Source organism: Agrilactobacillus composti DSM 18527 = JCM 14202, assembly GCF_001436375.1.
Classification (GTDB): Bacteria; Bacillota; Bacilli; order Lactobacillales; family Lactobacillaceae; genus Agrilactobacillus; species Agrilactobacillus composti.
On sequence record NZ_AZGA01000006.1, the window covers coordinates 23231 to 48776 of the forward strand.

Sequence of the window (25546 nt, forward strand, 5' to 3'; positions counted from 1 at the left end):
TTGGAGGCCCTGATATGAAAGATTTGCAACCAACTTGCCGCATTGCCCTGGTTCAAGCTGCCCCGGTGATGTTTGATAAGACTAAAACCCTTGAAAAAGTTGCCCAACTCGTGGCGCAGACCCGGCCACAACACCCAGAACTTATTGTCTTTCCGGAATTATTTATCCCTGGCTATCCTTTGGGCCTTTCCTTTGGCTTCACCGTGGGCCAGCGGGATGAAAAGGGCCGCCAAGATTGGCAGCTGTACTATAACAACTCGATTATTGTCCCCGGTCCTGAAACTGATCAACTGGGAGAACTGGCTAAGGCTAGTCAGGCTTATCTCAGCATCGGCGTGTCAGAAAGAGACCAGACGACCAATACCCTGTACAATAGCAACTTGATTTTTGCCCCCACCGGTAAATTGGTGGCCATCCATCGGAAGTTGAAACCCACTGGCTCTGAGCGGGTGGTCTGGGGGGATGCCGACCGCCACTTTTTCCCAGTGGTGGATACGCCTTGGGGCCCCGCTGGTAGCTTGATTTGTTGGGAAAGTTACATGCCTCTAGCCCGGGTGGCGTTATATGAAAAGGGCATCAGCCTCTACATTGCTCCTAATACCAATGACAATCCCGAATGGCAGGCCACGATCCAACACATTGCCATTGAAGGTCACTGTTATTTTATCAACGCCGATATGTTTTTTGAAAAGTCTGATTACCCCGTTGACCAGTTAGCTTATCCCGAAGAAGTAGCCAAATTACCGGACATCGTGTGCCGCGGTGGCAGCAGTATCGTGGATCCTTATGGCCATTTTGTCACTGAACCATTATGGGATAAAGCGGGCATTATTTACGCCGACTTAGATATGGCCAAAGTCCCGGCCAGTCACATGGAATTTGACGTGGTGGGACATTATGCTCGACCGGATATTTTCGATTTGACTATTAAAGATCAGTAATTCAAAACTGACTTATGTTGCAATAATAAAGCCCTCAGAACGATGACCAAATGGCCAGTTCTGAGGGCTTTGTGTGTTTTTTTAAGTTCAACAGCTTACCAGGTGAATTCTTCATAATAGATTTGATCAGCGGCCACGCCATGTTGTTGCAAGCGGGTGCGCCAATATTGACCCAAGGCTTGGGGACCGCCGATCATCACCGCAAGATTTTCCAGATTTTGAGGCAATGTCTGTAAAATGGTGTCGGCTTCAAAGTGCCCCACTTGTAGGTGGCCTTTGAAATTCGGTCGTTGTTCCCAAGTGGCAAATTCCTGGGGATATAACAACGCCCTTTGGGAATGGGCACTGTAAAAGAAATCCGTAGTCAGTTCAGGATGTTGTTGGACCACCGCTAGCAAAGGCACCACCCCCATGCCCCCGCCAATGAGCAGCAATTGCTGGGGTTGGCGCCGGGTCAATAATTGCTCGTATTGGCCAAACCCGGTGGTGATAGTCACTGCTATGGGTGGTTTGAGTTTTTGGAGTTGGCGGGTGAAATCCCCATCCCCACGAATGGTCAAGGTCAATTGGCGCCGCTTCATATCAAACTTGGTAATTGAAAAGGGATGGGGTTCTTGTAGGCCTGGTTGCTGGGGAATGGCTAAAAACAAAAAGTCCCCGGGTAAATATTGGCGCATCAGTTGTTTGGGGACGGATAGCGTCAATTCTAAGACATTAGGGGCAATCAGTTGAGTCTGTTGCAACTGCGCCAGACGTTGACTGCTAAATTTTTGCCAGATGTAACTGAGGGCTACTAGTAAAGTCGCCCCATCAAACCAAATCATAAAGGGTATGATGGCTCGGATATAGTCGATCAACTGCACGTGGATAAAGACCAAAGCCACCGCTACTAAATTCAAGCGGTGCAGCCACACCGTTAATTCGTGTTTTAATAAGTGGGTCTCCAGCCACCGTTTGCTGACTTGAATGACTTTAAAATGACTGGTGAACCAACCTGCCATGAAAACTAGGGCGAACACCAATAACCCTAAAAACAAATCAAAGGCCCAGTCCCCGGTGGTTTTGATCCAACCGGCAGAGGGACTACTCTGTTTGTGAAAATAAGCTAAGGCCACCGCGGCTAAGGCCATGATGCCGTGGATCATGTACATCTTAGGCAGGCCAATGAGCCGATCCAACCAGTGGGGTCGAGTGCTCAAGTAGATGCTGGCCAGCATCCAGGCATAGGCCACCGCGCCCCAGATAATGGCCAAACGCTGGTCATTGTATAGGGCGGGCAACCCCGTGGTCAGGGTTTGAATAAAGGGCAGTGGCACTAAGAACAACACCACCAGCCACACCAGGCCCAATATATACTTATAGGTTTTCAGCATTGGCCAAAACCCCCTTGTCAAAATCATAGCGTTGCCCATGGTACACCAATACGCCGCTGAGCTGGTGCTGTAAAATGAGTGCCTTGACGTCAGCAAACGGGGCCGCCATCAAGGCAGTGGCCCACACATCGGCCGTAGTGATTTCTGCAGCAATGACCGTGACCTGGGTCAAATCAGCATCAGTTCCGCGCTGAATATGCTGGCCCCGTTTACTGGTACTCGACGTGGCCATGGCCCCATTGGCCAAGGCATAACTGGCCAATAATTGCTGTAAATCTGCCGGTTGCTCCACCCCCACGTGCCAAGTGAACTGAGCCGGGTCTTTGCTGGCCAATTGCAGATCACCACCACCATTGACCCCCACGGCCATGACTTGGGGATCGGCCAACAAGGGTTGTAAATACTGCTTAAAAATCTGGGCAATCGCCCAGCCTTTCACATAGCCGGTGGGATTATAAGCCCCGTCAAAAAAGGGGTCGAAAAAGCTGCCAGTGACTTTTTGGGCCTGTTGCGTGGCTGCATAAAGCTGTTGAAACTCCGGTTCTGTGACCAAAATTGCCGGCTTACCCTGGCGATAGCGACTGACCTGAGAGGTTTTGATAAAGGGCGAATAGGTCTGTTCAATCCGTTGTAATAATCCTTGAATCAAAGGTGTGCTAGTGGTCAAATATTGCTGACTCACCTGGGGGTCAATGCTGGCAATACTAATAGTAAAAGGTAAATTCATGGCCGCTAGGACCTGGGCTTTCACTTCAATCATAAGCTAAACCTCCGCTTTGGTAATGGCTGACTGCAGTGACCCGGTAAAGCCTTTATAGGTTTCAGTGGCCCCAGAAATTTGTTGGATCTTGGCGCTTTGGGCAGATAGAGCTTCTTTTTTATAAACCGGTAAGGCCTGGGCATTGATCCGATCGGAGCGGCTGCCGCTGGGCTGTTCTAGTACATTTATCGTCGCGATTTTACCCGTACGCACCACAATTTGCACTTGAACATCCCCCCACTGGGTACTGGTGGCTCTCCCGGTATAGGTGCCATCCTTGATTTGGCTGTTGCCTGCGCTAGCTGAACTGGCACCACTGGTCGTCGTTGTCGTTTTAGCAGCCGGTTTGGCCGCTGTTGTCGCAGTCGTTGTCGAGTTGGGTTTCTTAAAAAATAACAGATAGCCATCAATGATGATGGCGCAAGTAACACAAAGCGTGACCAATAATGCAATCGTCTTCTTATACATCAGGGTTCGTCATCCTTTGCAATTTTTGATTATAATAACAGCAAAGTATGATTTAAATATGAATTTTGTCGGGTGATATCAAGACTCATCACCATAATTGAATGCAAAAAAATAACGATTGTCTAGACAATCGTTAAATTGATTGATCACTGCTCGTAGCCTTTTTTCAACTGGCGCAGCTCATCTCTTAAGTATTCATTGGTGGTTACCAAATCAAACTGGGACAAATCAAAATCCGGTTCCCCTAACCATTCCGAAAATTGGTCGTAATCATCGCCACTGCCCTTCTTAAAAGCGGCGGCCATGGCTGCCAGGCCACCAGGACCACCCACATCTTCGATGATGCCATAGCCTTTGCCTTCTAAAACCTTCGGCAAAGTTGTTAGAGAAACCTCCCGCTTATCGATACTTTCGATTTTCAGCTCAATCTCCCAACCGTCCCCAAAATCATAGGTCATTAGAAACTTAGCCCCGATATTAGTGGCCACCTGATTTAGTTTTGTGGCAGTAGCATCCTTATAAATAATCGGACCGCCTATGGGCCGATCGTCATCCACATTAGGCAATTCATAGACGGTATCTTTAAATAAAGCGGCATTTTTTTGTCCAGCCATGAATTTCTGAATTTGGTCTTCGCTAAAACTGGTGGATAATTCAGTCCGGATATTTTCTTGGGCCAAGGCCTTAATGTTAAATAAGTGCTCCCCGGCCATTTCAAACATGGCCATCACCGTGTATCCTAATTCCGCCAGCGTCTTTTCCCCATTGATCTCAAAACGCCGCCAAATTTTAGGCTCAAAATATTTCAATTCCGCATAAAAACGAATCACTTTATGTTCTGCCATGCTAATTCCTCCATTCTCAATATGATATGTTCAAGTTGAGATAAAAACTAACTAACCCTATTAAACCACTAATCATGCATATTCTTAAGCAAAATCATCTTAAAACAGGCGCAATACATGACCAATGGTCCCACTTTCCAGGATGATCATAATCCCTAAACCGATGTAAATAATGGCCATGATCCAATTGCCAAAACGGTCCAGGAATTTCTTGACTGGGGCCATTTGTGAGAACTTGTCCCCCAGCAAAACTAAGAAGTAAATACAAATTGTAAAAATAATCAAGGTAACTATCAATGGGCCCGTGGTTAATGAGACAAAGTAAGGCACAAACAGACCAATATTGTCCGCCCCACACGACGCAATCGTGATCAAGGCCACGGTACCAATTAAATTCTTATTTTGCCGGGCTTTAATTGTCTCATCGGCTTCAGCCGCTTCATCTTCGTCGCTAACCAGGTACTTGATTCCAAAGGCAATTGGTATCAAACCCAGAAAGCCCAACAACCATTTGGCCGGCACATAATGAAGAATAAAGGCAAAAAATAAACTGGCTAAAATTAAGATACCCGACCCTAAAAACTGGCCAATATAAATTTGCTGGCGTTGTTTGGCGGAACGGTACTTTGAGAAAATCAGCATTAAAATAACTAACAAATCAATCGCAGTTGAAGCATAGAGAATAATGGCCGTTATAATCGTTTCAATCATTTTACGTTTCCTCCGTTGCTGATTTTACCAGTTGCTTTGGCCCAGTAGTACATCCGCCCCAGCCAGTCCCATGGTCAGCTTTAATAATCAATCTATTATACTATATCATGCCAGCCGCTACCTTCCTAGCCTTAGGGCATACTCGAATGTGGTGGGGTTTGTTGCCAAACATCAAACTTAGCAAATCAAAAAAAGACTCAACGCAAAGCTGTGTCATAACAGTTTTGCGTTGAATCTTATAATTGGAAGCCCTTTTTCAGCAACACCAAGACCAACGCTTAATCCTTGGTCAAAGCCGTCACACTTTCAATATGCGTGGTCATAGGGAACATGTCCACGGGTTGGGTACTTTTAGCACTGTAACCCAGTTCTTGGAACAATTGTAAGTCCCGGGCCAAGGTGGCTGGGTTACAACTGATATAAATCACTTTGCTAGGGCCAACTTTGCCCACTGCGTTGATAAATTCCGGGGTCAAGCCTTTACGGGGTGGATCTACCACCACGATGTCGGCACTTAAACCTTCTTCTTGCCATTTTGGCATAACGACTTCGGCCTTGCCAGTGACGAACTTGGCGTTGGTAGTGTTATTTAACTTAGCGTTGTGATTGGCATCTTTTACAGCGGTTTCCACCATTTCCACGCCCTGCACACTTTTAACGTGTTCGGCCATGGACAACCCGATGGTCCCAATCCCAGAATAGGCATCGATGACGGTTTCGTCGCCCGTTAAATCGGCGGCGTCAATGGCCGTTTGATAGAGAACTTGGGTTTGTTGGGGGTTGACTTGGTAGAAAGATTGGGCGGAAATATCGAATTTCAAACCTAATACTTCATCCCGCAATTGGGCGTTGCCATACAATAATTTATCGGTCTTGCCTAAAATAGCATTCCCCTTGGTGGGGTTGATATTTTGAATCACACTGACCACATCGGGAATTTCTTCGGTGATCATTTCCACCAAGGTCTTCTTAGACGCGATTTTTTCAGAACGGGTCACAAAAACAACCATCAATTCATTGGTGTAATAACCCCGACGAACCATGATATTCCGTAACACGCCACTGTGTTTGAATTCATTATAAGGTTCAATTTGCAACCGGCGCACGATGTCTTGCAAAGTGGCCAAAGCCGCATCAATTTTACGATCTTGAATGAAGAAATCCGTCATGGGTACCAAATCATGGCTGTGCTTGCGGAAGAAGCCAATGGTAGCTTTGCCGTTGATTAAGCGCACCGGCACAGAAGCTTTATTGCGATAATGGGTGGGATCAGTCATCCCCAATGTGGGTTTTACCGCAATATCTAATTTAGCTTTGGCATACAAATTTTCGATTTGTTGTTGTTTGAAACGTAATTGGGCCCCGTAAGCCAAATGTTGCAGGGGGGCAATGCCGGTTTGGGTATATTGGCGGTCTTTGACCTCCACCCGATCAGCACTGGCGGTAATGATCCGGGTAGTTTTGGCAAAGCCAAAGCTCTTCCCTACTTTGGTAATCAAAGCTTCTACAGTTTCCCCAGGTAAGGCATTGTCCACAAAAATAGGATAGCCCTCAACTTTAGCCACCCCTAAGCCATCATAGGATAAGTCTTGGATAGTCAGCTCTTTTTTCTCATTTTTAGTAATTGGTGCTTGCATTTTTACTTTCATCGAATACCTCTTTTTCTTAGTCGTGCTCCATCATATAAGAAAACGGCCCAAAAGGCAAGCTGTCAACTTACTTTTGGACCGTGATTTATCATTTATCCTCAGATTCAGCCGCCGACTTTTCAGCGTCCTTTGGCGCCTCTAAGGTATGGGCCGCATCTATTTTAGGTGTCACTGGGTCAGATGTTTCAGGGGCGTTTAGCGCTGCGGGCATATCATAGGTGATGGCCGCATTGGGAATCGCGTCCACATCGGCAAAAAACTCAATATGCTGCTTTAAATTCACAAAGCGCATCGGTGCATCGCCACCGTATTCCCCATCCAAATTGATCATCATCCGCTGACCGCCCTTGGATTTGGCATAAAGCTTGCGGGTCTTCACATAGATAATATTGTCATTATCTATATGGCGCCCCCCGTTTAAAACCAAGGCCATCAACTTGAGCATTTCCCCCAAGTTAGAGGTTTTCACCACAATCAAAGAGAAATACCCATCATCTAAAGACGCATCAGGTACCAGGGATTCCATGCCGCCAACGGAATTGGTCATGGCGAGGAAAAACATGGAAGCCGGCCCATCATAAACCCCCTGGTCGTATTCCAAATGCATCTGGGTGGCCCGCATCCGGGGCAGCATTTCCGCACCTTTTAAGACATAGGCCAAGTAACCTAAAATCGACTTAAATTGCGAAGGTACTTCATAGGTCAATTCAGTCATGAAGCCCCCGCCGGCGATGTTGATAAAGTACTTATCGTTAGCTTTACCCACGTCCATTTTAACAGATTGATGCTTTAAAATGATTTTAGCGGCTTCGACGGGGTCTTCCCGAGGAATCTTCAAGGCGCGGGCATAGTCATTGGTGGTGCCAGCGGGAATGATGGCCATTTTAGGCCGCTTCTTCAAACCAGCGATGCCATTGACCACTTCATTGATCGTGCCATCCCCACCAGCGGCCACGATCAATCCAAATCCCTCTTTAGCAACACGTTGGGCTTCCTTGGCGGCTGATTCAGGCTCTCTGGTGGTTTGATAGGCACTGGCTTCGTAGCCAGCCTTCTCAAGAATATTCAAAATTTGGCCCACACTGCGTAACAGTGTTTCATGGCCTGCCGTGGGATTATAAATTAATCTTGCCCGGACGCGCATGCTATTCTCCTCCTCGAGATAATTTTTAGATTAACGTTTCTTTAATTCAGTCATTAAAATTTGATTGACCACTTTCGGATTGGCTTTGCCCCGGGTTTGTTTCATGATTTGACCAATCAAGAAACCAACGGCCCGGTCTTTACCGTTCTTGAAATCATCAATCGATTGTTGGTTGCTGTCTAAGATACCGTCCACAATTGGCGTTAACTTCGCCGGATCAGATAATTGTACCATACCCTTATCTTCAACGTACTTTTTAGGTTCGGTGCCGTTAGTGATGGTTTCTTGAAAGACCTTCTTGGCAATCTTAGAACTAATGGTGCCATCTTTGATCAAGTTGATCATGGCCGCCAAGTTCTCAGGAGTCAATTTGGTTTGGGGTAAGTCCACTTTATTTTCGTTCAAATAAGCATTTACTTCACCCATCAGCCAGTTGGAAACCTGCTTCGGATCAGCGTTGTGATTCACGGCAGCGTCAAAGAAATCAGACATTTCCTTGGTATTGGTGATAACTTGGGCATCATATTCAGGTAGGCCAAAGTCATTCACATAGCGATCCCGGCGTTTGTCCGGCATTTCAGGAATGCTGGCTTTGATTTCATTGATCCAGTCATCGCTAAGATGGAATGGGGGAATATCAGGTTCTGGGAAATAACGATAATCGTCAGACCCTTCCTTGACCCGCATCAAATAAGTTTGGCCAGTGGCATCATCATAACGTCGGGTTTCTTGGCGAATGCTGCCCCCAGACATCAAGATTCGAGATTGCCGTTTTTCTTCATAGGCCAAGCCTTGGCGGACGAAGTTAAAGGAGTTCAAGTTCTTTAATTCCGTCTTTGTCCCATATTCGCTTTGGCCAATGGGGCGAATGGAGATATTGGTGTCCACCCGCATGGAACCTTCTTCCATCTTCACGTCAGAAGCCCCGGTAAATTGCACGATTTGCCGTAATTTTTCCAAATAAGCATAAGCTTCGTCTGGGGAAGCAATATCTGGCTTGGAGACAATTTCAATCAAAGGTGTCCCCTGCCGGTTTAAATCCACATAAGAATAGCCGTCTTCAGAATGGGTATTCTTCCCAGCATCTTCTTCCACGTGGAGTTCGGCGATCCCGATTTTCTTCTTTTGGCCGTCAACTTCAATTTCAACCCAGCCATCGGTACCTAAAGGTTTTTCAAATTGGGTAATTTGATAGGCTTTAGGATTATCTGGATAGAAGTAGTTTTTCCGGTCAAAGTGGGTATCTTTGGTGACATTGGCGTTTAGCGCCAACGCCACCATGATGCCGTAGCGGTAAGCTTGCTTGTTGACCTTTGGCAAAACGCCCGGGAAACCAAAATCAATGACGTTGGTATTGGTATTGGGTTCATCCCCAAATTCAACGGGCGATGGACTAAACATTTTTGTCTTTGTCTTTAACTCAACATGGACTTCAAGACCAATTGTTGTTTCAAAATTCATTAATTTTGACCTCCTTTAAATGCTGGAACTTGGTTGTGGAAATCAGTATGCCGTTCAAAGGCATCGGCTGCTTTGAAGATGGTAGCTTCATCTAAAGCCTTAGCCATCAATTGCACACCGATTGGTAAGCCATCTTTGGAGAAACCAGCAGGTACAGAGGCGGCTGGAATCCCAGCTAAGTTGGCGGGAATCGTCAAAATATCATTTAAGTACATGGTGACGGGATCTGTGATCTTTTCACCCAAACCAAAGGCTGACGTTGGGGCGGTTGGGCCTAGCACCAGGTCATATTTTTCAAATAATTGGTCAAAGTCTCGCTTCACTAAAGTCCGCACTTGGGCAGCTTTCTTGAAGTAAGCGTCATAATAACCGGCGGATAAAGAGAAGGACCCTAACATGATCCGACGTTTAACTTCATCGCCAAACCCTTCAGAACGGGAACGGACATAAACACTCTTCAAAGAGTTCACATCTTTAGCCCGGAAGCCATAACGAATACCATCATAACGTTGCAAGTTAGAAGACGCTTCAGAAGAGGCAATGATGTAATAAGCGGGTACAGCATATTTGGTATAAGGTAACGTGACTTCTTCAACGGTAGCCCCTAATTTTTCAAAGGTAGCAATGGCCGCTTTAATAGCGCTGACCACGTCGTCATCCACACCCTCATCCATATATTCCTTAGGTACAGCAATCTTTAAACCCTTAATATCTTGGTTTAAAGCAGCGGTAAAGTCTGGCACATCAGCAGCTGCACTGGTGCCATCGTGTTCATCATGGCCACTAATGGCATTTAAGACCAAAGCACTGTCTTTAATAGTCCGCGACATGACCCCAATTTGATCCAAACTAGATCCAAAGGCCATCAAGCCCCACCGGGAAACTCGACCGTATGTAGGTTTGATCCCAAAGATCCCATTGAAAGCGGCAGGTTGGCGGATGGAACCCCCGGTATCTGTCCCTAAAGCAGCGATGACTTCCCCAGCAGCGACTGCGGCTGCGGAGCCACCTGAAGAGCCCCCAGGTACTTTATCCAAGTTCCAAGGGTTATGGGTCTTGCCGAAGTAACTGGTTTCTGTAGACCCACCCATGGCGAATTCATCCATGTTGGTCTTCCCAACGGTGATGGTATCTAAGGCGTCTAATTTATCCATGACTGTGGCGTTATAAACCGGCATGAAATTGTCCAAAATGTGGCTGGCAGCAGTTGTTTTCAAGCCTTTGGTCACGATATTGTCTTTGATACCTAAAGGAATCCCACTTAATAAGTTATCTGGGTCAACGCCCTTTTCGTCTAAGGCATCGGCTTGTTTTAAAGCAGCTTCCTTATTCAAAGTGATGAAAGCATTGACCTTACCTTCAGTTTTGTCAATGTAGTCATAAGTTGCTTCGACTAATTGTCGAACGGAAATCTCTTTACGAACAAGTTTGTCATGTAGGCTGGTAATATCTTCGTTAAAATAATCCACCAACTAGTCCTCCTCTTTGTCGATAATTGCCGGCACGCGAATCAAGCCGTCCCGTTCTTCTGGCACATTCTTCAATAAGGCCGCCCGACCTTCGCCTTTTTGCGGTACATCGTCTCTAAAGACATTCACGGCACTGGTCACATGGGTCGTGGGTTCGATGCCGGTGGTATCGACTTCATTTAATTGATCCACGAAGTCCACAATTTTGTCTAATTGCGTTGTAAAATTATTTAATTGCGCCTCATCAAATTCTAAGCGCGCTAAATCAGCAACGTGAGTAACTTGTTCCTTTGAAATCATTGGCGACTCTCTCCTCTTTCTTGCTAAATTCTTAGATAACCAATTATTAACTCATATATTGTACCATAGCCCCATTAAACTGGGGGCTAAGTTTTATAACTAATAGGAACCGAAAACGTGCGTTGAAAAGTCTTTGCCACCACGACTCCGGGCCACATAGGCTTGCATGCCTTGGGTGGACATAATGTTGATATTGATCGGCACGTTCCTTGGCAAATAACGACCCGCCGCTTGGGCAATGTATTGGGTGAAACTAGTGATTTCCGTTTCCCCATAAAATTGCGTATTCACAGTGATATTCATCCCCGTCAACTGGTTGTTATCATAATGAGCTTGGGCCACGACCCCGGAGAGGTTCGGGAAGAAGCTTTGAATCTGGGTCTTAAAGTTGGAAAAAGCATCACTGTCCCCAGAATTGACCGCTTTTTCATCATTGATCGTTGGTAAAACCTGGTTCTTCTGATTCACGGTCGTCCACTTAGCGACTTTTTGACTGCCCCCTTTATTGGTAGAGGTGGCCACAAAAGTCCCACCCACTAAGCTATCCTTAGGGGCTTGTTTATAAATACCAATAATAATGGGCACATTCTTTAAATCCGCCCGTTGCCGCAGGCGGGCCAAAACCGTATTGGCCATCTGCTTACCCTGTTCCAGTAACTGGGCATCGGAAATTTCGGTCTTAAATTCAGCACCGTATGTTTCCTTTTGGTAATAATCCACACTGTTCATCCCCAGGGCAATGCTGACACCACCCAATGTTAAACTTTTATTGTTGGTTTGACTCACATAATCCTGTTCCACGATTTGTTGTAAGTACAGGGGATTTCGGGTGTTGGGTTCCTTTTTATTATTATCTTCTGGATTTAACCCCTCGGGATTTTCCTTGGACTTCCGAGCCAACCAACCGGTGGACGGCGTACTGTTATCAGAGGATTGCACCAAGAGTGTGGACTTCTTCAAGTATTGGCCTTCTTGGAGTAAGTACTTATCCGTGGGAAATTCGGTCTTGGATAAATTGGTCAAACCAGTCTCAATACTTTGGACATTTAACATATTATCGGTTTGGGTCACGGTCAACCCCCGGGCAGCACTGGTCTTATAACGGCCATTTTCAATGACGCCGGTGTAGTTATCCTCACCGGTTTGCCCAGTGGTCTGGACACCTTTACTGTTGGCGGTATTAGCGGTGGTGCCGGTGCCAGAACCCTTTAAGTTCCCACAGCCAGCCAGTACCAATAAAGCCGCCAGGGCTAAAACTAATTTTGTACGTTTCAAAATGATCCTCCTGAATGCTACTCAGTTGCTGCCAAATATTGATCTAATGCTTGTTCGTTGATGATGGTAATGCCAAGGTTTTGGGCCTTGGTCAGTTTGCTACCAGCAGCCTCACCGGCAATTAACACATCGGTCTTTTTAGACACCGAACTGGTAACGTGGGCCCCCAGGTCGGTCAGTTGCTGGGTCAAGGCCGGCCGGGTATAATCCTGCAATTTCCCGGTAAGTACCACCGTTTTACCATTGAAATAACTGTTAGTGGTTGCCGCCACGCTGGTATCAATGAAGCTTAAATTGACCCCAACGTCGGCAAACTCTTGAATCAAGGCCTGCACGCCATCATTGTCAAAATAAGTCACCACACTGTCCGCCATAATTTGGCCCACATTATCAATGGTGGTCATATCTTCAGCGTCCGCTTTAGCTAAGTGCCAGATATCCCCATAATGCTGGGCTAAAATATGGGCAGCTTTGGCCCCCACATGGCGAATGCCTAAGCCAAACAATAACCGTTCCAAAGAATTTTGCCGGGAACGATCCAAGGCACCTAACAAGTTATTAATAGACTTTTCTTTGAATTTGTCAAGTTGGGCTAAATCGGCGGCGGTCAACCGGTAGAGATCCGCCGCGTCATGGATCAACTTTTTATCATACAATTGGGCGATCACTCTAGGGCCCAGGCCGTCAATGTTCATGGCATTGCGACTGGCAAAGTGGGTCAAGCCCTCTTTGACTTGGGCCGGGCACATGGGATTGATACAGCGCAGAGCCACTTCGTCTTCCAAATGGACCAGTTCAGAGCCACAGGATGGACACTTGGTGGGAATCACATATTTTTGCGAATCTTTAGGCCGTTTGGCTAAAATCACGGTACTGACTTCTGGGATAATATCCCCAGCTTTGTATAAGGCCACGGTGTCGCCAATGCGAATATCCTTATCTTGGAGCATGTCCACATTGTGCAGGGTCGCCCGGGCCACCGTGGTGCCGGCTAATTGCACTGGATCCATCACTGCCGTGGGGGTAACCACGCCGGTGCGGCCCACGGTCCATTCAATATCTCGCACAACGGTATGGGCTTCTTCCGGTGGGAACTTGTAAGCAATTTCCCAGCGGGGGACTTTAACGGTATTGCCCAATTGTTGTTGTAAGGCCAAATCATTGACCTTTAAAACCACCCCGTCAATACCGTAGGCTAAATTATCCCGCAACGGGGTCTTCTCTTCAATATAAGCAATCACATCATCCACCGTGGCACACAGGCGACTGTTGGGATTCACCGCAAAGCCCAGGTCGGCCAAAGTGGCCAAAGCCTGGGTCTGGGTGGTGACCGTCAAGGTGTCCGGTTTGGTAATGAAATACATAAACACCGCTAATTGCCGGGATTTAGTCACCTGGGTGTCCAACTGACGCAAACTGCCGGCCGCCGCATTTCGGGGATTGGCAAAAACGGGTTGCCCCGCCAATTCCCGCTTTTGATTTAACGCTTCAAAGGCGGCTTTTGGCATGTAACATTCCCCCCGAACTTCAATATTCAAGGGTTCTTTTAAGGTTTTGGGAATACCCGCCACGGTCAATAGGTTCTTGGTGATATCCTCGCCAATATTCCCATCTCCCCGGGTAGAGCCCAGGACGAACTGCCCCTTTTCATAAACTAAATCAATGGCCAAACCATCAATTTTTAACTCAGTGCTGTAAGCCACTTCTGCGTCGGTATTCCCCCGCAGCCGGGTATCCCATTCTCGTAATTCATCGAAGGAAAACACATCTCCCATGGATAACATGGGAATGCTGTGGGTCACTTTGGTAAAGCCCGGTAACACGTCGCCTCCGACTTTTTGGGTGGGGGAATCCGGGGTAATGATATCTGGAAAAGCCCCCTCCAGATCTTGGAGATCCCGGTATAAGGCATCATAGGTGCTGTCTTCCACTAAAGGGGCATCTTTGGTATAGTAAGCGGCGCTGTATTTGCTTAAAGTTTGCCGCAATTCCTTGGCTTTTTCACTGGCTTCCGTGGCACTATAGGCACTAACGGGTTTTTCAAGGGTCATCTAATCACCTGCTTCTTTACTCATGGACTTTTTCAATGGGGGCAAAGGCGGCTAACAGCCGCTTGACGCCCTCTGCTTTAAAGGCAATGTCTAATTCCGCATTTTCACCACTGCCACTGACCTTCACCACGGTCCCAGTGCCCCACTTCTTATGGGTCACTTTATCCCCAGCTTGCCAGCTTTCTTTGCCAGCCCCACTGGTTTTGGCCACAGGTCCCGCGGCTCGGGCTTGGCTGTAAGTCCCCGCGGTGGCCCGTTGGAATTGATTGTCTGCGCGACTGTTGCCACTGCGTTTTCTAAAGGGAATGGCGGCGACATTTTGATTGGCGTAATCGATTTGATCATCATCGATTTCTGAAATAAAGCGAGAAGCCGGGTTACTTTGGGTCCGGCCGTACAAGACCCGGGCGTAGGCATTGGTCAAATACAGTTTCTTTTGGGCGCGGGTAATGCCCACATAGGCCAAGCGCCGTTCTTCTTCCAATTGGTCCTCGTCTTGGGCTGCCCGGGCCAAGGGGAAGATACCTTCTTCCATCCCGATCAAAAATACCACGGGGAATTCCAAGCCCTTGGCTGCATGGAGGGTCATCAAGGTAACTTCACTGGCTTCTTCTAAATCATCTTGATCAGAGACTAGGGCTAAGTCTGCTAAGAAATCCACGAACTTGTCACTGTCTTCATTTTCGGGTTCATAAGTTTCATCAAATTTTTGGGTCACGGAGAGTAATTCTTCAATATTTTCAATCCGGGTGTTGGCTTCCAAGTTATTTTGCTTCTTCAAAGCCTCCAAATAACCAGTCTTGTCCAACATAGCCTGGGTCAAATCCGTCAGACTTAAATTAGCCACTTGTTGGCGCAGGTCATAGATGATATTGCCAAAGTCCCCCAAGTTGCCCCGGGCCCGGCCGCCAATGTTTGAGGTGTCGATATTCAAACAAGCTTCTAACAGCGACGCATTTTGTTCGTCGGCAAAATCTCGTAGTTTTTCAAGGGTGCCCGGGCCAATGCCCCGCTTAGGTACATTGATCACTCGGTTAAAGCTCATGTCATCTTTAGGATTGGCAATCAGGCGCAAATAGGCCAGCACATCTTTAATTTCCCGCCGGTCGTAGAACTTATGACCGCCGACAATTTTATAAGGGACGTTGGCCTTGATGAGATTTTCTTCAATCACCCGAGATTGGGCATTGGTCCGGTACAAAATCGCAAAGTCTCCGTAGTGATAGTGGGCTTCGGTCATTTGTTGTTGGATCTGGTTGATTACGTATAAGGATTCATCTTGTTCACTTTGGCCCCGGTAATAAGTGATTTTAGGGCCTTCTTGATTATCCGTCCAAAGGTTCTTAGGCTTACGAACTTGGTTGTTTTGAATCACGTCGTTAGCCGCCTTTAAAATATGCTTGGTGGAGCGGTAATTTTGTTCCAGCATCACAGTTTTGGCATCGGTATAATCTTTTTCAAAGTTCAAGATGTTATTCATGTTGGCACCCCGCCAACCATAAATACTCTGGTCCGCATCCCCCACCACGCATAAGTTGTGGTATTGAGCCGCCAGCATCTTCACCAGCATGTATTGAGCTTCATTGGTATCCTGATACTCATCCACATGGATATATTGGAACTTATTTTGGTAAAAGCTCAAGGTTGGCCGGTCAGCTTGGAACAATTGAATGGTCAACATGATCAAGTCATCAAAATCCATGGCTTGGTCTGCTTGTAAACTCCGTTGATATTGGCTGTAAACCTTTTGGACCACTTCTTCAAATAAAGTCTCGGCATGATAGTCTTCAGGGGTGATCAATTCGTTTTTGGCGTTGCTGATATTATTTAAGATACTTCTAGGATCAAATTGCTTGGGATCTATATTGAGACGCCGTAAAATTTGTTTCACTAAGGTTAATTGTTCAGAAGGATCGGCGATGGTAAAGGAGCGGCTGTAGCCGATTTTTTCACTTTCCCGGCGTAAAATCCGGACACATAACGCATGGAACGTGGATACCCAAACGGCTTCGGCATCTTCTTGGTCCAATAATTGGCCCACCCGTTCTTTCATTTCCTTGGCCGCTTTATTGGTAAAGGTGATGGCCAAAATATGCCAGGGCGTCACACCTTTTTCTTCGATCAAATAGGCCACCCGGTGTGTGAGAACACGGGTCTTACCACTACCGGCGCCGGCCATAATCAACAAAGGTCCCTCCGTGGTTTGGACGGCCTCTTTTTGTTTGTCATTTAATTTTGCTAATAAATCCGTATCCATAGTCCATTCCTTTCTGAGTTGAAAAGTACCCTTCATTATAACAAACTTACAGGGGATTTTCACCATCACCCCTAGGGGAAGTGCGCCCTAAAAAAGCCCAGTATCTGGGCAACTTGGTACCCCAATGCTGAGCTAAATAGCTGTTGGCTTGAACAAACTAAAGGTTATCAATTGATTGGCCCTGTTCCCTTTCAGTTCGTTGTCAATTTTGCTAAGCTGGATAACAAGGTGGTGGTAACGTGTCCATACTTTACGTTGGCCTATACGTCATAAGCATGGCCGTCTTGATTTTCAGAAAAACACTCATGACCAAATATAAACCGGTGCTGACCCTATATTTGGTATTAATCAATATATTTTTCATCTTGAAAATGACGCGATTTATATAATCCTTACTTTAACTCTGGAACAGTTAATCAACGCTGGCAACCAGGCACAGTGGATTAACTGTTTTTATGCTGTTCAGTATTTACTGAAAGGCCAGGAAATACCCCGATTTAGCTAAGAGCTTGGTGGTAAAACCTAATGCCACAACCACAGCTAAGAATAAGACACTGGCTACAATAGCTAATGCTAAGCCATTAAAATGAAAGCGCTGTAATACAAATATACCAAGCACCAGATAGCTAATTCCTAATGTAAGCATTTCCGTCACCGTGGCACCGATTCGCTGGCTTAGGGCTTTAAAGGCTAACAAGCTACAGGCCTTTAGATACAGGCCCACCAGCAGTGTTCCTAGAAATATCAAGGTATTTCCAATGAAGTTATACGGCATGGCCGCGATCAAAAAGCCATAGCTTAACCCAAAGGTGTACCCGTTTAAAGCCGCTCCCACCGTGGCTTCTTTAGTTAAAACAAAGGCCAGATTTGAAAAGCGATACATATACGCAAATTTTTTATCCTGGGCTTTTTCTAAATTGGTATAGGCATTCGAAATACTGGACAGCGTGATCGCCATGCCAGCTATCCCTAAATTCGTGGCAATTTGTAAACCTTGATTTGTGCGCATACCCCGGCCAAGCAGTAAACCCAACAAAAAGGCAACAATCAGGCCGCCGCCCACCACCAAGAGTGCCAAGGAAACAGACCGGCCAATCACTTGATAATAGTGTATTTTCTGTTTGAAGTAGAAATAACTGGCAATATAAATCTTCTTCATTTTTATCAGTCCTCTACTGGTGCGGCGGTCTGTGCCTAGTCCTTAGTGGTGTCCTGATTATTCGCGGCAAAATGTGCTTCATAGGTGGCCAGGTCCCAAGGATTTTCGGCCACATCCTGAATTTCTTGAATGGTCCCATCTGTCAAAAAAATCACATCCGTGGCGATTTTATCAATCAAAGCAAACACATGGGTGGAGATTAAAATCGCCGTATTCTGGGCCATGGCCGTTATCAATTGCTGCAACTTCAGGGTTTCATCCGGATCTTGCCCGGAAAAAGGTTCATCTAATAACAGTACCGCTGGCTGGTGCAAGGTAGCCACCACAAAACTCAGGCGCTGGCGCATACCGCCGGACAAAGTGGAAATCAAGGCATCTTTTTTGCCGTCAAGATTGACTGTGGCCAAGTAGTTCAAAATCTGGGTATCCGTCCGGGGCAATTCTCGAATATCGCGGATATATTGCAAGAACTCAAGAACGGTCAAATATTCGTAGAAAAATGGTTTGGTTTCCATATAACCAAAGTATTGATGGGCTATATCTCCCGTTACCGGTTGATCATTGAATCGCATGGTCCCACTGCTAGGCTGCAACATGGTCATCATCGCTTCCATTAGTGTCGTTTTCCCCGACCCATTCTTCCCTAGCAGCGCATAGATATGCCCGGATGCTAAGGTGAAAGTCACATTTTGAATCGCAGCTACACCGTCATAAAGCACTGTTAAATCATTGATCTGTAACATGTTTTCGTCCACCTTTCTTTGGTTTGTGGGGAACATTGAGGTAGAGTTTCTTGGCTAAGATCACTGGGCTGACTTTGATTAAGCCATAAGCCAAAACTAGTGCAATAACCCAAAAAAACAAACCCACGGTGATGCGTAAATATTGCTGCGGCAAAAAGGCCACAACCATCGCAACTACTACAAATAATGAAGATGTCGATTCCAAATGGTAACTTTTCCGGGTTGGCATTTCGCTAAAATCAATCCAATAAAAATTAGGGAAGACAATGGTTGAAAAAACCGTCATTACTGATAGCACACAAGTCAGGGGTACAATACAGATTACAAAATCTAATAATTGCGCGCCACCGTTAAAGATGGCGTAAGTGATGATCAGTACAACGGTCTCTGTAAACATTAAAATTGCCGCAATCAAGTATTTAACTAAAATCTTAGTTTTAATAAAATTGTGGATCTGCTGTTGATGCAACATGATGGTGCCCTCGTTGTCAATTGCCACGCAAGTTATGATAAACTCACTGCTAAGGAACAAAAACATTGCAAAAAAGGCTACTTTGATATAGAAAAGTTGGACATCGCTACCATGAATCTGTTGGCGATTTAGCACAAAAGTATACCAATATGACACGAGGAAAGACCCGTAACCAAGTGCGACGATGCCGGCAAAGGTCCCAGGTTTATAACTGCCCCTTGAGTTCAGCACAATTTTGAGCTCTGTGGGTAAAATCCGCCATAATTTTGCCATATCCGTCTCCCCCTTAGCAGGTATATCTACTCAATCAGCAGCTTTCTTTTTCACTTTGGTTTGCACTTTGTTTAACAACACCTTATTGCCGACTATCGTGGGACTGACCTTCAGCAACAGAAAAGCTAGTAACAGCGCTAGACCTAAAAGCAGCAGGCTAACACTGATAAAACTGCGAAAGTTTTTTATCTGAGCTAACCCATAAGCGGCACTGACAAAAATAGACGAAACTGTAGCGGCTAGTGCATAGCTTTTTCGTGTGGGTATTTCCGTATTTTCAATCCAATCGAAGTTGGGAAAAACAATGGTGGCAAAGACAAACATGATTGATAATACAACAGATAGTGGCAATAAGCAGATACCAAATTTCAATAACCCTGCACCCCCATTTGTCAGCCCGAAGATAATTATCAATAATAGCGTATTGGCAAAGACAAAAAGTGTTGAGATTAAATACTTCAGCTGGATTTTCGTTTGAATAAAGTTACGAATAACTTGATTATGTTCGAATATGGCACCTTCATTGTCAATCGACACATAGGACATCACCGCTTCACCAATGAATAGCAGATACATTGCGAAAAAGAGTACTTTGACGTTGAATATTTGTTGGGAATTCAAATGTAAGTCTTGTAAATTAGCCACAAAGACATACCAATACAAAGCCAAAAAAGCGCCATAAGCCAGCGCCAATAGGGCCGCAAACGTCCCTGGTAAAAAGCCGCCACCAGAGCGCATCATAATTTTTATTTCTGTGGGTAAAATCCGCCATAGTCTTGCCACGATCCACCTCCAGCCATCAGCCCTTAGATGGGGTTGACCGGTGTCCAATCACTATCATATCCCTCAATTTGCTGCAGTTACGCTCTGAAAACGACTTTAAAAGCTATCGAAATAATAAGATAAAAGCTGATATTTGCCAGGGCAAAGCGGCGTACTTTGGCCTGCCCCTGGGCTGAATACAACTTGGTTACTTGCTGGGTTAAAAAGCCGATATAAACAATGGTATCTAAACTCAATACACTCAATATGGCCACTTGCCAAGGCCCACTGACAAAACCGGCCAAGGAGAAGGAAATAACGCGGCCAAATGCGAATAGCATGCCTAATTTAATGCCATTTAGCAGAACTACCAGCCAATAGACTTGAATCGCCCGGCTAAAGATTGGGCTAAAATAGGCTGTTTGGAAAAAGAACAGGGCCAATAGCCAAGTGATCCCCGCAGTGATCACTATCGTCCCTAGAGGCAGCAACAACCCGATGCTGAGGGTTATGCTGTTAAAAAGAACTTGATGGTCGGTCACATACGTTAGTTGGGCCGAAGTCAGGGCACTAGTGGTTAACAAGCGCTGGTTCGTTGCTAAGGCAAAGGCCAGTAACGCGCTGATACAACAGATAAATCCTAAATTCAGCTTGTAATTTTTCATAAAACCACCCACTTGACTGAAAAATTGAGTAATTTCTGATACATTTATTATACAGCCTGGCTTAAAAATGATAAATCAATAACACTCTACTAATATAAGTATTGGTAATATCTAACCATTTTGAAAGGTGGCCATTAAATGTCTGATAAAAACTACATCGCCCTAACTTTGCAGAACCATTTAACCATCCGCCACATCGATCCCGCTCGAATTCGCACTGAATTGCGCTCAGATCTTTTCGTGATCAGTTTGACCCACTTGCCCAAAGATACCCCAGGATTAAGTTTTGAAGAGGTGCAAATCCTAGACTGTGTCTATAACACCATTGGCATGTTCGGGGTCCAATTTACCCAGCAATTGATTTTGTACGATACCATTTCAAATCATATTGATGAAATTCAGATTCAACTGAAACTACCCGCCTACCAGCTGGTTAATCAAGGCTTAGCTAAGTTTTTCAATGCTGGCCCAACGCCTTGAATGCCGACCACCAAAAAAAAGACCGCACCTGTCGCCCTGCCAAAAACGGCGGGGTATCAGTTGCGGTCTTATTTTAATGTCTTTATTTAAACAACCCGATAAAGGTTTCCAAACTGGCAAAGGCCATGAAGGCTACTACCAACCAACCGGTGTAAATCAAAATTTTGGGATGTTTGTAATCACCGATGATTTTTTTATTCCGGGCGGCCAGCAATAGGATCGCCAAGGCGATTGGTAAAATGAAACCATTTAAGGCCCCCACAAAGACTAATACCTTGGCGGGACTGCCGATGAAATAAAAGATGGCCGTGGACACTACGATGAAACCAATGACCAACCAGCGCCGATATTTTTCATAATTATGCTGTTGTTTGGTGCTGACGGCATAATCCAAAAATGACGTGGAGGTGAAGGTCGACCCCAGCGTGGAGGTCATCCCCGCGGCAAACAGCAATAGGCCGAAGAACTTATAGCCAAAATTACCCGCCGCAAATTGAAAAATCGAAGCCGCTGGGTTGGCTGGGTCTAACTTGTGGCCTAAAACTACCACAGACAGGCCCGCTAAGAATAGCAACACCCGAATTACGGAGGCGATGCCGATACCGGTCAAAGCCCCTTCATTCACGTACTTGATATTTTCTTTCCCCTTCAAGCCACCTTCAATTAAGCGATGGCCCCCGGCAAAGGAAATGTATCCGCCTACGGTGCCTCCAACAATGGTGACAATGGCGTAGAAATTAATGGACGTGGGCATGAAAGTGTGGGTGATGGCGGATTGATAAGGGACAGCCATGACGGACATGATGTACACCAAAATCGCGACTTTCACCACCGCCAAAACTTGCACGGTGCGATCCATGACGGTCAGGGCGTTTTTCACCACGAACACGGCGATGGCTAAGCAGGCGGCGATAACCGCCCCGTTTTCAGGGCTGATGCCAAATAACACGTTTAAACCTAAGCCGGCACCACCCACGTTCCCAATGTTAAAGAATAAGCCCCCGACGGCCACTAAAAAGGACAGCACGTAGCCTAAACCAGGGAAAATATCATTGGCGATGACTTGGGCCCGCTTACCGCTGACCACGATGATGCGCCAAATGTTCATCTGGACCACAATATCCACGATGATACAGATCAAAATGGCGAAGCCAAAGTTCGCCCCCATTTGGCCGGTAAACATGGCCGTTTGGGTCAAAAATCCCGGGCCCACAGCCGCCATGGCCATTAGAAAAGCGGCACCCATGGCAATACTGCGGGCAGAATGTTTCTTAGCAGCGGCCTTGGCATCGGTCTCTAAACCCGTTGGTTGGGTTAAATCTTTACTTTCTTTTGCCATTCAAAACGGCCTCCTTGTCTATGCTGTGTCAATTTAAAATGCCTTTAAGCCCACGTGGTCGGTTTGTAGCTCCTGTACCAGCCGAGCCACGATGGCTAAGGCGGCTTGATTGTCCCCATGGACACACACCGTATCGGTGGTCAAGGCCACCGTTGAGCCATCAATGGCGGTGACCGCTTGATTTTGAATCATGGCCACGGTGCGTTTGGCAATCACTTCGGGGTCAGTGATCACGGCGTTGGCTTGGCTTCTAGGCACTAGAGAGCCATCGGCTAAGTAATTCCGGTCCCCAAAGACTTCTTGGGCATAGGGCAAGCCCACTTCTTTGGCCGCCACAATCAGTTGGCTGTGGGCCAGGCCATAAATAGGAATGGTGGGATCCACCACTTGAATCCCCCGACAAATGGCCAGGGCTAGGTCATGATCCTTGGCCGCGGCGTTATACAAAGCCCCATGGGGTTTCACATGGTGCAGGTGATGACCGGCCCCTAAAAAGGCTTGTAAGGCCCCCACTTGATAGGTAATCATGTGTTGCACTTCTGCTGGGGGCAAGGCCATGTAGCGCCGGCCAAAATCCTGCAGGTCGTGGTAGCCAGGATGGGCCCCCACGGCTACCCCAGCAGCGTTAGCTTCCGCCACGGTTTTAGCCATGACATCGGGATCCCCGGCATGAAAGCCACAAGCTACATTCACCGAGGTCACTAATTTAATAATTTCCGCATCTTTGCCTAAGGTATAACGGCCGTAGCTTTCCCCTAGATCAGAATTTAAATCAATCGTCGTCACATTAATTCCTCCGTTCTAAGCCTGTTACGAATACTTCAAAGTGGCGTTTAATACGTCGGTCACCAACATATGCCCTGGGGCATGGGTGATGACAAAGTCGGGTTTGACCTGCATGATGGCGTTTTGCGGGGTCACCCCACAAGGCCAAAACACCGGCACTTCCCCAGGTTTGATGGTCACCGCATCCCCATAATCTGGGTGAGCTAGGTCAGTGATGCCAATGGTGGCTGGTTGACCAATTTGAATGGGGGCCCCGTGAACTTTAGGCATGGCTGCAGTGACTTGGACGGCTTTAGGCACATCTTGTTGGGCAATGGGCCGCATACTGACCACCATATGGCCCTGGAATTTCCCCGCGGGCACCAGGGGAATATTGGTATTGTACATAGGGACGTTCACCTTTTCGGTGATATTGCGCACCTCAATGCCCGCGGCCAGGAGTTCGGCTTCAAAGGAAAAACTGCAGCCAATGATGAAGCTGACGAAATCTGCTTGCCACACATCCGCCACACTGGTGACTTCTTTTGTCATTTTTCCGTGGCGATAAAGGCGATACTTGGGAAAATCATTAGCCAGATCCACATCCTGGGCGAATTGGTGCAGGGTGCGGCTGCCCACATCGCTGATCTCTAACACCGGACAGGGTCTAGGGTTGCGCTGGGTAAACAGCAAAAAATCATAAGCCAAATCCCGGGGCAAAATCACCAAGTTTGCCTGGGTATAACCCGCTGCCAAACCACTGGTGGGCTGGGTAAATTTCCCCTGGCGAATCAAATGCCGCAAAGCCACCGGACTTAAACTAGCAACATCTACAGTCATAACGCATCTTCCTTTCAAGCAGTGGGCGCCGGTTCAACCAAGTGATCCACCCAGTTGATATCGGTGGTGTTGTCTAAGAATTTAGATTCTTGTAATAATTGCATTAAAAAGTCTAAGTTAGTGCTGATACCCGCGATGACCGTCTCGTCAATGGCGCTTTGCATCTGGCGAATCACCGTCGGCCGATCCGGGCCGTAAGCGATGATTTTGGCAATCATGGCATCATAATAAGGGGGTACTTGATAACCCTGATAAAGGGCCGTATCCGTGCGAATCCCATGGCCATCGGGTAAATGTAAGGCCGTGATGGTGCCGGCGGTGTTGGCCGTGATCCGGCACTCTAAGGCAAAATTAGCCGGGGCTTGGGGGGTGGTCAACGTCAAGGGCTTGCCCTGGGCAATTTTCAGCTGGGCGGCCACTAAATCCGTGTGGCTGGTCAATTCGGTGACGGGGTGTTCTACTTGAATCCGGGTATTCATTTCCATGAAGTAAAACTGATTTGGCCCGTCGTACAAAAACTCCACCGTCCCCGCGCCTTCGTAGTGAATGCTGGCAGCGGCTTGAACGGCAACGCGGTGCATTTTAGCCCGGGTGGGTTCATCCACGATCACTGCTGGGGCTTCTTCTAACACCTTTTGATGATGGTGTTGAATGGTGCAATCCCGATCGCCCACGGCGATAGTGTGGCCAGCTTGATCCGCTAAAATTTGAACTTCAATGTGTCTAGGATGAGTCAAATATTTTTCCAAATACATATGCCCATCCCCAAAGGCATTTTGGGCTTCACCTTGGGCTAAGTTAAAGGCCTCCGGGAAGTCAGCGGCGTTGGTGATGACCCGCATCCCCTTGCCGCCACCGCCGGCACTGGCTTTGAGCATGACGGGATAGCCAATGCGGTCGGCCCAAGTTTGCCCCACAGCCACCGCCGTAAAATCCCCGTCACTGCCTGGGGCCACGGGGACCCCAGCGGCGACCATGGTGGCCCGGGCTTGGGCCTTTTCTCCCATGAGGGCAATGACTTTGGCACTGGGGCCAATGAATTTCAACTGGTTGGCTTCACAAAGCTTGGCAAAGCTGGCATTCTCCGATAAAAAACCATAGCCAGGGTGCACAGCATCACAATGGGTGCCTAAAGCGGCCGCCACGATATTGCGTTGATTCAAATAACTGGCCTCGGGACTGGCACTGCCAATGCAAACGGCCTCATCGGCTAAGCCCACATGCAAAGCAAATTTATCAGCCGTGGCGTACACGGCCACGGTTTTTAAATGTAACAGGCGACAGGCCCGAATAATCCGCAGGGCAATTTCACCCCGATTGGCAATTAATACTTTTTTCACCAAT

General features: G+C 46.8%; 24 protein-coding genes. 2 read left to right on the forward strand and 22 right to left on the reverse strand.

Features of this window, described 5'->3' with window-relative positions; all coding sequences use genetic code 11:
- Positions 1-14: 14 nt before the first annotated feature.
- Positions 15-941, forward strand: coding sequence for a carbon-nitrogen hydrolase family protein (locus tag FC83_RS02630; RefSeq protein ID WP_057002356.1), 927 nt, complete (start codon positions 15-17; stop codon positions 939-941).
- 95 nt (positions 942-1036) lie between these two features.
- Here the strand turns inward: FC83_RS02630 and FC83_RS02635 are convergent, their stop codons facing one another.
- The 18 genes from FC83_RS02635 to FC83_RS02720 all read right to left on the reverse strand — a co-directional run bounded on the left by FC83_RS02635 (position 1037) and on the right by FC83_RS02720 (position 20778).
- Positions 1037-2314: a ferric reductase-like transmembrane domain-containing protein gene (locus tag FC83_RS02635; RefSeq protein WP_057002357.1), complete on the reverse strand. Its 1278-nt coding sequence runs from the start codon at positions 2312-2314 to the stop codon at positions 1037-1039.
- Entirely contained in the window at positions 2298-3074 is a 777-nt protein-coding gene (locus FC83_RS02640; RefSeq protein ID WP_057002358.1) for an FAD:protein FMN transferase, read from the reverse strand. Before FC83_RS02640 ends, FC83_RS02635 begins: the two co-directional genes overlap by 17 nt.
- 3 nt (positions 3075-3077) lie before the next feature.
- Positions 3078-3542 carry an FMN-binding protein gene (locus FC83_RS02645; RefSeq protein ID WP_057002359.1) on the reverse strand — a complete coding sequence of 155 codons (465 nt, stop codon included), beginning with the start codon at positions 3540-3542 and terminating at the stop codon, positions 3078-3080.
- Positions 3543-3688: 146 nt separating this feature from the next.
- Complete coding sequence (locus tag FC83_RS02650) at positions 3689-4387, reverse strand: plasmid pRiA4b ORF-3 family protein (RefSeq protein ID WP_035455149.1); 699 nt, start codon at positions 4385-4387, stop codon at positions 3689-3691.
- A gap of 99 nt (positions 4388-4486) precedes the next feature.
- Positions 4487-5098, reverse strand: coding sequence for a CadD family cadmium resistance transporter (locus FC83_RS02655; RefSeq protein WP_035455151.1), 612 nt, complete (start codon positions 5096-5098; stop codon positions 4487-4489).
- A gap of 278 nt (positions 5099-5376) precedes the next feature.
- The gene (rlmD, locus tag FC83_RS02660) at positions 5377-6747 is read right to left on the reverse strand and encodes a 23S rRNA (uracil(1939)-C(5))-methyltransferase RlmD (RefSeq protein ID WP_035455154.1); all 1371 of its coding nucleotides are present in this window, start codon (positions 6745-6747) and stop codon (positions 5377-5379) included.
- 88 nt (positions 6748-6835) lie between these two features.
- Positions 6836-7891 (reverse strand): diacylglycerol kinase, encoded by a 1056-nt coding sequence (locus FC83_RS02665; protein ID WP_081763170.1) that lies wholly within the window; start codon positions 7889-7891, stop codon positions 6836-6838.
- 30 nt (positions 7892-7921) lie between these two features.
- Positions 7922-9352: an Asp-tRNA(Asn)/Glu-tRNA(Gln) amidotransferase subunit GatB gene (gene gatB / locus FC83_RS02670; protein WP_035455156.1), complete on the reverse strand. Its 1431-nt coding sequence runs from the start codon at positions 9350-9352 to the stop codon at positions 7922-7924.
- Positions 9352-10821 (reverse strand): Asp-tRNA(Asn)/Glu-tRNA(Gln) amidotransferase subunit GatA, encoded by a 1470-nt coding sequence (gene gatA / locus FC83_RS02675; protein ID WP_035455192.1) that lies wholly within the window; start codon positions 10819-10821, stop codon positions 9352-9354. The genes gatB and gatA overlap by 1 nt, the downstream gene beginning before the upstream one ends.
- Before the next feature lie 3 nt (positions 10822-10824).
- Positions 10825-11121 (reverse strand): Asp-tRNA(Asn)/Glu-tRNA(Gln) amidotransferase subunit GatC, encoded by a 297-nt coding sequence (gene gatC, locus FC83_RS02680; RefSeq protein WP_035455158.1) that lies wholly within the window; start codon positions 11119-11121, stop codon positions 10825-10827.
- A gap of 99 nt (positions 11122-11220) precedes the next feature.
- A complete protein-coding gene (locus tag FC83_RS02685) occupies positions 11221-12399 on the reverse strand; it encodes a CamS family sex pheromone protein (RefSeq protein ID WP_420805616.1) in 1179 nt (392 codons plus the stop codon).
- A gap of 14 nt (positions 12400-12413) precedes the next feature.
- On the reverse strand, positions 12414-14447 hold the full coding sequence (gene ligA / locus FC83_RS02690) for an NAD-dependent DNA ligase LigA (protein ID WP_057002361.1): 2034 nt from the start codon (positions 14445-14447) through the stop codon (positions 12414-12416).
- Positions 14448-14463: 16 nt separating this feature from the next.
- Complete coding sequence (gene pcrA, locus FC83_RS02695) at positions 14464-16704, reverse strand: DNA helicase PcrA (protein ID WP_035455160.1); 2241 nt, start codon at positions 16702-16704, stop codon at positions 14464-14466.
- A gap of 469 nt (positions 16705-17173) precedes the next feature.
- Positions 17174-17863 carry a hypothetical protein gene (locus tag FC83_RS02700; RefSeq protein ID WP_035455162.1) on the reverse strand — a complete coding sequence of 230 codons (690 nt, stop codon included), beginning with the start codon at positions 17861-17863 and terminating at the stop codon, positions 17174-17176.
- Positions 17864-17898: 35 nt separating this feature from the next.
- The gene (locus FC83_RS02705) at positions 17899-18606 is read right to left on the reverse strand and encodes an ABC transporter ATP-binding protein (protein ID WP_035455164.1); all 708 of its coding nucleotides are present in this window, start codon (positions 18604-18606) and stop codon (positions 17899-17901) included.
- Positions 18590-19351 carry a hypothetical protein gene (locus tag FC83_RS02710; protein ID WP_035455167.1) on the reverse strand — a complete coding sequence of 254 codons (762 nt, stop codon included), beginning with the start codon at positions 19349-19351 and terminating at the stop codon, positions 18590-18592. The genes FC83_RS02705 and FC83_RS02710 overlap by 17 nt, the downstream gene beginning before the upstream one ends.
- A gap of 30 nt (positions 19352-19381) precedes the next feature.
- Positions 19382-20134, reverse strand: coding sequence for a hypothetical protein (locus FC83_RS02715; protein WP_035455169.1), 753 nt, complete (start codon positions 20132-20134; stop codon positions 19382-19384).
- 77 nt (positions 20135-20211) lie between these two features.
- Positions 20212-20778 carry a hypothetical protein gene (locus tag FC83_RS02720; protein WP_057002362.1) on the reverse strand — a complete coding sequence of 189 codons (567 nt, stop codon included), beginning with the start codon at positions 20776-20778 and terminating at the stop codon, positions 20212-20214.
- Positions 20779-20916: 138 nt separating this feature from the next.
- Here FC83_RS02720 and FC83_RS02725 point away from each other — a divergent pair, with 138 nt between their 5' ends.
- Positions 20917-21258: a hypothetical protein gene (locus FC83_RS02725; RefSeq protein WP_057002363.1), complete on the forward strand. Its 342-nt coding sequence runs from the start codon at positions 20917-20919 to the stop codon at positions 21256-21258.
- Between the two features lie 82 nt (positions 21259-21340).
- Here FC83_RS02725 and FC83_RS02730 read toward each other — a convergent pair whose 3' ends face one another.
- The 4 genes from FC83_RS02730 to FC83_RS02745 form a co-directional block, all read right to left on the reverse strand.
- Positions 21341-22486: an NRAMP family divalent metal transporter gene (locus FC83_RS02730; protein WP_420805617.1), complete on the reverse strand. Its 1146-nt coding sequence runs from the start codon at positions 22484-22486 to the stop codon at positions 21341-21343.
- Between the two features lie 144 nt (positions 22487-22630).
- Positions 22631-23383: a LamB/YcsF family protein gene (locus FC83_RS02735; protein ID WP_057002364.1), complete on the reverse strand. Its 753-nt coding sequence runs from the start codon at positions 23381-23383 to the stop codon at positions 22631-22633.
- 24 nt (positions 23384-23407) lie between these two features.
- Positions 23408-24202 (reverse strand): putative hydro-lyase, encoded by a 795-nt coding sequence (locus tag FC83_RS02740; protein WP_057002365.1) that lies wholly within the window; start codon positions 24200-24202, stop codon positions 23408-23410.
- Between the two features lie 14 nt (positions 24203-24216).
- Positions 24217-25542 (reverse strand): acetyl-CoA carboxylase biotin carboxylase subunit, encoded by a 1326-nt coding sequence (locus FC83_RS02745; protein ID WP_035455195.1) that lies wholly within the window; start codon positions 25540-25542, stop codon positions 24217-24219.
- Between the last annotated feature and the right edge of the window lie 4 nt (positions 25543-25546).

What these genes read in the sequence shown, in the direction of transcription:
- FC83_RS02725 (WP_057002363.1), top strand. Translation starts at nt 20,917, where the DNA reads ATGTCTGATAAAAACTACATCGCCCTAACTTTGCAGAACCATTTAACC.
- FC83_RS02730 (WP_420805617.1), bottom strand. Translation starts at nt 22,486, where the DNA reads ATGGCCATGGCGGCTGTGGGCCCGGGATTTTTGACCCAAACGGCCATG.
- FC83_RS02650 (WP_035455149.1), bottom strand. Translation starts at nt 4,387, where the DNA reads ATGGCAGAACATAAAGTGATTCGTTTTTATGCGGAATTGAAATATTTT.
- FC83_RS02700 (WP_035455162.1), bottom strand. Translation starts at nt 17,863, where the DNA reads ATGAAGAAGATTTATATTGCCAGTTATTTCTACTTCAAACAGAAAATA.
- FC83_RS02630 (WP_057002356.1), top strand. Translation starts at nt 15, where the DNA reads ATGAAAGATTTGCAACCAACTTGCCGCATTGCCCTGGTTCAAGCTGCC.
- gatB (WP_035455156.1), bottom strand. Translation starts at nt 9,352, where the DNA reads ATGAATTTTGAAACAACAATTGGTCTTGAAGTCCATGTTGAGTTAAAG.
- pcrA (WP_035455160.1), bottom strand. Translation starts at nt 16,704, where the DNA reads ATGGATACGGATTTATTAGCAAAATTAAATGACAAACAAAAAGAGGCC.
- FC83_RS02640 (WP_057002358.1), bottom strand. Translation starts at nt 3,074, where the DNA reads ATGATTGAAGTGAAAGCCCAGGTCCTAGCGGCCATGAATTTACCTTTT.
- rlmD (WP_035455154.1), bottom strand. Translation starts at nt 6,747, where the DNA reads ATGAAAGTAAAAATGCAAGCACCAATTACTAAAAATGAGAAAAAAGAG.
- ligA (WP_057002361.1), bottom strand. Translation starts at nt 14,447, where the DNA reads ATGACCCTTGAAAAACCCGTTAGTGCCTATAGTGCCACGGAAGCCAGT.
- gatC (WP_035455158.1), bottom strand. Translation starts at nt 11,121, where the DNA reads ATGATTTCAAAGGAACAAGTTACTCACGTTGCTGATTTAGCGCGCTTA.
- FC83_RS02665 (WP_081763170.1), bottom strand. Translation starts at nt 7,891, where the DNA reads ATGCGCGTCCGGGCAAGATTAATTTATAATCCCACGGCAGGCCATGAA.
- FC83_RS02645 (WP_057002359.1), bottom strand. Translation starts at nt 3,542, where the DNA reads ATGTATAAGAAGACGATTGCATTATTGGTCACGCTTTGTGTTACTTGC.
- FC83_RS02720 (WP_057002362.1), bottom strand. Translation starts at nt 20,778, where the DNA reads ATGAAAAATTACAAGCTGAATTTAGGATTTATCTGTTGTATCAGCGCG.
- FC83_RS02740 (WP_057002365.1), bottom strand. Translation starts at nt 24,202, where the DNA reads ATGACTGTAGATGTTGCTAGTTTAAGTCCGGTGGCTTTGCGGCATTTG.
- FC83_RS02655 (WP_035455151.1), bottom strand. Translation starts at nt 5,098, where the DNA reads ATGATTGAAACGATTATAACGGCCATTATTCTCTATGCTTCAACTGCG.
- FC83_RS02635 (WP_057002357.1), bottom strand. Translation starts at nt 2,314, where the DNA reads ATGCTGAAAACCTATAAGTATATATTGGGCCTGGTGTGGCTGGTGGTG.
- FC83_RS02705 (WP_035455164.1), bottom strand. Translation starts at nt 18,606, where the DNA reads ATGTTACAGATCAATGATTTAACAGTGCTTTATGACGGTGTAGCTGCG.
- FC83_RS02710 (WP_035455167.1), bottom strand. Translation starts at nt 19,351, where the DNA reads ATGGCAAAATTATGGCGGATTTTACCCACAGAGCTCAAAATTGTGCTG.